The sequence below is a fragment of the Streptomyces sp. GSL17-111 genome, assembly GCF_037911585.1.
Taxonomy (GTDB): Bacteria; Actinomycetota; Actinomycetes; order Streptomycetales; family Streptomycetaceae; genus Streptomyces.
This window is the reverse complement of sequence record NZ_JBAJNS010000005.1, coordinates 1-6,679: the sequence shown is the minus strand read 5'-3', so window position 1 is coordinate 6,679 and position 6,679 is coordinate 1. Positions and strand designations below refer to the sequence as shown.

At 73.6% G+C, this 6,679-nt stretch carries 4 protein-coding genes; 3 read left to right on the top strand and 1 reads right to left on the bottom strand.

The window, feature by feature from the left end:
* Positions 1-193 precede the first annotated feature (193 nt).
* The 3 genes from V6D49_RS26165 (at position 194) to V6D49_RS26155 (ending at position 4,693) form a co-directional block, all read left to right on the top strand.
* A complete protein-coding gene (locus tag V6D49_RS26165) occupies positions 194-2,101 on the top strand; it encodes an FtsK/SpoIIIE domain-containing protein (protein WP_340564524.1) in 1,908 nt (635 codons plus the stop codon).
* Positions 2,098-3,042 (top strand): hypothetical protein, encoded by a 945-nt coding sequence (locus tag V6D49_RS26160; protein WP_340564522.1) that lies wholly within the window; start codon positions 2,098-2,100, stop codon positions 3,040-3,042. The genes V6D49_RS26165 and V6D49_RS26160 overlap by 4 nt, the downstream gene beginning before the upstream one ends.
* A gap of 556 nt (positions 3,043-3,598) precedes the next feature.
* Positions 3,599-4,693 carry a protein rep gene (locus V6D49_RS26155; protein ID WP_340564513.1) on the top strand — a complete coding sequence of 365 codons (1,095 nt, stop codon included), beginning with the start codon at positions 3,599-3,601 and terminating at the stop codon, positions 4,691-4,693.
* Between the two features lie 672 nt (positions 4,694-5,365).
* On the opposite strand, the gene V6D49_RS26150 is transcribed toward V6D49_RS26155, so the two are convergent.
* Positions 5,366-6,541 carry a GntR family transcriptional regulator gene (locus V6D49_RS26150; RefSeq protein ID WP_340564519.1) on the bottom strand — a complete coding sequence of 392 codons (1,176 nt, stop codon included), beginning with the start codon at positions 6,539-6,541 and terminating at the stop codon, positions 5,366-5,368.
* Positions 6,542-6,679 lie beyond the last annotated feature (138 nt).

Sequence of the window (6,679 nt, the reverse complement as noted above, 5' to 3'; positions counted from 1 at the left end):
TCGCGCGCGCACGCGTAGGGCCCCCTCCCCGGAAACCGGGGAAACCTGGAAACCCGCAGATCAGACCCGGTTTCCGCACGGAAACCGCCTCTCCCGCGAAACCGGGTGAGGAAACCACCACAAAACAGGCGGGCCGGACCCCCGCGCGAACGGCAGATCCGGCCCTGATCCACGAACACCCTTGGGAGGAACCGTGGACCGCAAAGCAGTGTGGAGCAAGATCGCTGGAAGTACCAAGACGGCCCGGCTTGTCGCCGGGCGCGTGAACACGGCGACGGTTCGTGTTCTCGACGCGGCGGCGCCCGCGTGCGCCCCCCTGGCGGCCCGGTGGGACGCGGAGGCGGACCGCCGCCGGAAGCTCCGGACCCCGGAGCACCTGAAGGCGCTGATGGAGGCTCAGCGCAACCACACGTCGGCGCGGGCGCTGGCGGCTCGGGCGCGCGCCGATATGACGCGGGCCCGGAAGGACTCGCACAACCCGCTCGCGGCTGCTCGCCGGGCGGCGCGGGTCGCTGACAAGGCGGCGCGGAAGGGCCGGAACAAGGCCAAGGGTGACCTGAAGTCGGCGCGGAAGCAGTACCCGGCGACGCTGGCGACGGTGGCGACCTGGTCGCACGCCGGGCACGCGGTCCCGGCCGGGGCCGCCTCCTACGCGATGGCGTCGCCGTGGCCGGTGGCGACGTCGGCCGCGCTCATCGCGGGCAACGCGGCGGCGGTCCTGGTCGGGCGCCGTCAGATCACCGTGATGGTGGACGACGAGGCGACCGCCGAGGAGCGTCAGCTCATGGAGCGGCTTGACCCGTCGTGGTGGGTGCAGCACGCGGGCGACCGGGGCCTGTCGGGCACGGTGACCACTCCCCCGGCCATCACCCCGGCGGGGATCGTGGCCGAGGTCCGGCTGGATGGCGCCTGGACCGTCGAGAAGTTGAAGGCGGCCGAGGCGCAGGTGCGGGCCCTGCTCGGTGCGCGGACCGCGCTGCCGATGCGCATTCAGCCCGGGACGCGCGGCGGTTGGGCGACGCTGACCCTGCGGACCCGCAGCGCGGCCGACGGCGCCAACCTCGCGTGGACGCCCGGCGCCGCCTTCGGCGTGGACACGATCACCGGGGAGGACGTCCGGGTGCCGCTCGGTCAGCGCATGCTGATCGCGGGCCGGTCCGGCTCGGGCAAGTCCTGGTCGGCCCGGCCGCTCCTGCACGACGCGTCGGAGGGCGACTCGCACCGCCTGGTGATCATCGACCTCAAGCAGGTGGAGGGCCGCCTGTGGGACCACCGGGCGCGGGTCGCGACGACGCCGGACGAAGTCGTCGCCCTGGTCGCGGAGCTGGTCGCGGAGATGACCGAGCGGCTGTCCCTGATCCCCAAGGGCGAAGACACGCTCACGCCGACCCCGGAACGTCCGCGCATCACCGTTTTCGTGGACGAAGGCGGGGAGGTGACCACGGCGGCCAAGGAGGCGCTGCCCGGCCTGGAGTCGCTCGCGCGGATGGGCCGCGCGCCGATCATCGACCTGTGGTGGGCGACGCAGAAGCCGACCATGAGCGGATCGTCACCGGGCATCCCGTCGCAGATCGCCCCCCAGCTCTCCACGGTGGTCTCGCTGGCGGTGTCCACGCCGACCGAGGCGCGCACGGTCCTGGGTGAGGACGCGCAGGCGCGCGGCTGGCACGCGGAGTCCCTGCCCGCCCCCGGATACGCCCTGGTGCGGTCCGGGCCGGACAGCAAGCCGCACCCGGTCCGCACCCGGGCGCTCTCGCCCCGGGAGGTGGTCGCGCTGCCCGACCGGCCGGTCTGGCGAAGGGAGTCGGCCGCCGTCTCGGCGTCGGTGCCGGTCGAATCGGCGCGGCCCACGCTCACCCTGGTCAAGGACCCGGCCGCCGACGCGACGGCGGCTTCGGTGCCCGCGCCCCGGTCGGACGCCGAGTCGGCTGTCCTCGACGCGGTGCGCGCCGGGGCCACCCGACAGAAGCAGGTGGTGGAGGCGTCCGGGCTCGCCAAGGGCACGGTGTCCAAGGCGGTCGGCCGCCTGGTCGAGCGCGGCGAGCTGCTGCGCGCCGAGGACGGCTCGCTGTCCATCGCGGCCGGGGAGGTGTCGGCATGACGCGCATCTCGCACGCCCTGACGCTCGCCGCGATGGGCGCCACGGCTGGCGCCCTGGCGTCCTGGCTGCCGGTGTGGTGGCTCGGCGTCCTGGTCGCGCTCGTCCTCGATGGCGCCTGGTGGACGGCCGCGCAGTACGAGTCCCGGATGCGGGACGCCGGAGCGGACGCCCGGCCGGTCACCCGCCTCACGTGGGGGATCGCGGCCCTGTCGACCGTGCTCCTGGTCGTGCACGCGGTCGAGACGTCCAGCGTTGCGTGGGGCGCCGTGGCGGTCCTCCCGCTGGTGTCCCGGGCGCTCACCTGGGTGCACTCCCTGTGGGAGGGAACGGAGCTGACCCCGGAGGCCCTGGCGGAGATCCGCACGCACCGCCAGGAGCAGCGCGACCGGGTGGCCATCGACCGGGCCCGGCTGCGGGCCGAGACCGAGACCGAGCGGGCACGGCTTGCAGAGGTGTCCGTGGCGGCCGAGGCGCTCGCGACCGAGCGGGCCGCCGCACTCGACCGCATGCAGCGGGCGCACGACCTGACGGAAGGCTCCCGCTCGATGGCGGCGGCCCTGCCGTCCGGCTGGGACACCCCGGCGGTACACCCCGGTACGGACCCGGCCTCGGAGGTGTCCCCCACCCCCCGGGTGGCCCTCGCGCCGGCAACCGCATCCCCGCTGGTCATCTGCGGGGGACACCTTGAGATCCCGCCTGTCCCCCCGCGCCCGAAGCTGAGCACCAGGGAGGCCCGCGCCGCGATTGAGCGGGCCTACCGGGACGGCCTGAGTGTCCGTGAGGCGGCCCGCGTCGCGACCCGGTCCCCGAGCCAGGTACAGCGCGTCTTCGCGGAGCTGGACGCGCTCGCGCCCATTGCGGGCCAGACCGTCATCGGGGGACACGGAAGCGGCCTGACGCACCGAAGCCCCGTCCGGTCACCGGGCGGGGCTTCGCGGTAGATGGATGATCCCCCACGGCGACGGCGAGTACGGCACCGTCACGTGGGCTGCCCACTCGACGGCTACCGCCGCGCGATCTCGACCCAACGAGAGCCGCGGACCCGGCGGACGTTGCTCGTGACGAGCGTACGAGAGTCCAGCACCACCCCGCCACAGCACCCCGCCGGAGTTGGACGCCGCTTACCGCTCCGCGCTCGCCATACGAGCGCAGATGGCCCCGTGAACCCTCAGCCCACCCCCCCAGAGCCCCGCAGGCCCGCGCTGCCACTGCGGCACCCCCATCACCCGCACGCCCGGCAAACGGCCGCGCATCTACTGCTCGCCCCGCTGCCGGATGGCTGCCAAGCGCGCCATCGACCGGGCCACTGCGCTGCCCACCACGACCGGTGAGGCGGCACCTCCTGAGGCAAAAGCGAACAGGCGCCTTGGTACTACCGGAGAAAGTGCAACCCGCGCAGGTCAGAGCGCTGCGCGGGGGGCCGCCGGGGCAAAAGCGGACACGCCTGCCGCGCTTGCCCGAGACGGCCGCTGGACCCTGCGGGAGGGCCTGTCTCGCGTGACGAACGACAAGGCTCTGAAGGGGTGCGGCCGGTCCGCCATCGCGGGCGGCGTCTCGGTCGTGATGAACGGCGGCGTCGCCCACCTGACCGGCGTCGCGACGTGCGGGAAGATCCACCTCTGCCCGGTGTGCTCCGCGAAGATCCGGGCCGCCAGGTCCGAGGAGATCGACACCGTCACCGGCGCGTGGCAGGCGGCCGGTCACGGGCTGGCGATGATGACCCTGACCCTGCGGCACTACCGGCGGATGCCGCTCGGTACGACCCGGCGCCGGGAGCGCGGCGGGCTGGTCGCAGTTCAGCACGACGCGTGGATCACTGCGTTCGGAAGCCGCGCCGGGAAGATGTGGCAGCGGCTCCAGGAAGACCACGGGATTGTCGGCTACGTCCGCGTCTGGGAGTGCACCGTGGGCGCGGACCACGGATGGCACCCGCACTTCCACGTACTGCTGTTCACGTCGGCACCGTGGACCCGCGACCGTGCCGACGCCTTCGAGGGGGCCGCCCGCGCCCGCTGGGTCCGCTCGGTGGAGAAGGCGGGCGGCTACCGGCCGAACGACAAGGGCGTCAAGGTCGATGTCCCCCGGCCGCAGGACGCCCGGCAGTTCAGCCGGTACCTGTTCAAGAGCCAGGACGGCAAGGCTCGGTTCGAGCGCTGGGCGCCCGGCGCCGAGCTTGCCCGCACCGACATGAAGCACGGACGCCGGGCGTCCCGCACCCCGTTCGAGGTGGCCGAGGGCGCGGCGGCCGGGCTCGCCGACGACGTGCCGCTGTGGCACGAGTACGAGCGGGCCGCCCACGGCATCCGCGCCATGTACTGGTCCAACGGCTTGCGCGCGTTGCTGGCCGAGCTGGTGGAACTGGACGACCGGACTGACGAGGAGATCGCGGCCGAGGAGATCGGCGGCGAAGGCGTGGCGCTCATCCCCGCCGAGACCTGGTACGGCGCCGTCCTCCGCTACCGGGGCCGCTCGCTGGAGTTGCTCCGGGCGGCCGAGTCCGGCGGCGTCACGGCGGTCCAGGCCCTCATCTCCGGATGGGGTCTGGAGTGGGGGAGGGACGTCCTCCCGGCGCCCGTCCCGGACGCGGACTGATATCAGTCCGCACTATCTCGCTTCCGGCTCCTACTGCCCGGGGTGTGCTCTGCGGGGCACACCCCGGGCAGACCCAAAAGCAGACCTGCCGCACACCCGTCGCAGGGGCACCGGGCGGTGCTCGTGCTCCTGGTCGTGCTCGACGTCGTGCAGCTGCTCGACGTCGGCGGCCGTGGGATCGGTGATGCAAGGGTGTGCGGCATGAGACGAGAGATCCCACGGGACGGGGAGGGCCGGCGGTTGTGCGAGCACTGCCTCACGCCGGTGCCGGAATCGCTGGGCACGAAGCCGCGGCGGTACTGCTCGCGCAGCTGTCGGCAGCGTGCGTACGAGGTGCGGCGGCAGCGCGAGGCGGTCGAGCTGGCCGTCGCGGTGCGCGAGTCGATGCGGCGCCAGGGCCTCGACCCCGACGCTCCGCCGGACTTCCCGGCCCGAGGAACGTCACGTGACGTTCGCCGAGTTCCGCCCCCTGCAACGTCACGTGACGTTGCGGAGTCCGCTGGTCAGCTCGCGTTTCCGGTGGGCGGTGAACCGAGCGGCGGCGCGGACTAGGCGACGGCGTGCCCGGCGGGTTCGCGCGGCAGCGTGGGCAGTGACGGTCGGGGCCGACGTCCTGGTCGTGGTCCTCGACCCCGGCCGCCCGCGCGAGTAGCCCGGCGGCGGGGTGGTGTGTCACCGGCGGGCGGCCAGGGCAGGCCCGCGTAGCGGGTGAGCGCCACGCCCGCCACGGCGGCGGCGGCGTCCGTCACGGCGGCGCGGTCCCTGCGCCCGTGTGGCGCCGGGCCGCACCGGGTGCGGCCTTTTCGGCGGCCGTCGCAGGAGGGGGACGGGCACCCCCTCCCCCGTAGCCAGCCTCCCCCTGAGGACCCCGTGCCGGGCGGCAGTCGGCAGCGGTGGCGCCACGTAAACCGCCCAGCGTGGCCGACAAGGGCCACAGACGGCCGTCTGAGCGCCTGTCAGGGGCGGGGTGGGGTCATCGCCTTGTGCCACGGGGTGAGGGCCGCAGACGGCCGTACAGGCAGGTACGCGGAAAAGCGCTGCGGGCCGAGTCGGGGAGTTGGCCGTGCAAAGACGAAGGCCCCGCCGGATACCGGCGGGGCCTTGCCGTGGGGCAGGGTCACGAGTGGTGGACGCGCCACCGCCCCGGCGGGGCTGCGGAAGCGCGCCAACCTCGATCAGGTCGCCCTGGGCGTCCACGTAGACGTTCCGGGACAGGGACACGGGTGCGCCGGTGGTGATGCCGAGTGCCTGTGCCTGCTCCTCCGATGCTGCGGCGGCGGTCGTCGCTTCCTCGGAGGCGACTGCCCGGCGGCCGGTCGCTGCCTCGATGGCGGACGGCGTGCCGCCGATGATCCGGTCGCGGACCAGCAGGGCGGGCACAGCGTCGGCGAGTTCGCGGGCGAACCAGCTCGTTGACGCGCTGACGGGCTGGTCCTCGGAGTTGTGGGTGATCCGCTGTGGGCGGACGGCCTGCCCGCCCGCCTCGATGTCGAGGAGATCCGCGACCCACTCCGGGGGTTCGGACAGGTCGGCGCCGGTGATGACGGCGTACTCGCCGTCGGCGTAGATCCGGCCCGTGGTCAGGGCCGCTTCCAGGCGGTCTGCCGCCGTGCGGTGCAGGGTCCGGTGAGTGCTGACCGTGGTGGCCGCTCCCTGCCGGGCTTCGGCCAGTCCCTCCGCCTTGAGCGTGCGGTGCACCTTCTGCGCGGTGGCGGTCGAGATGCCGTACTCGGTCGCCAGGTCGCGGACCGACGGCAGCTTGTCGCCGTGCTTCAGGTCCCCGCTCACGATCTTCTGCTTCAGCTCCGCGACCACCTGGAGGTACGGCGGGGTGCGCTCTAGGGACATGCCCGGCTCCTTCTGTAGTAGGTGTGCTATCCGCTATCACAGTGTACGCCTTGACACAGCAACTGTGCTACTACAGTATGGAGCCCGTCGGACGGTGCTCCTTCGGGGGCGGTCGGACGGCCCGGAAACCGGGGGCTC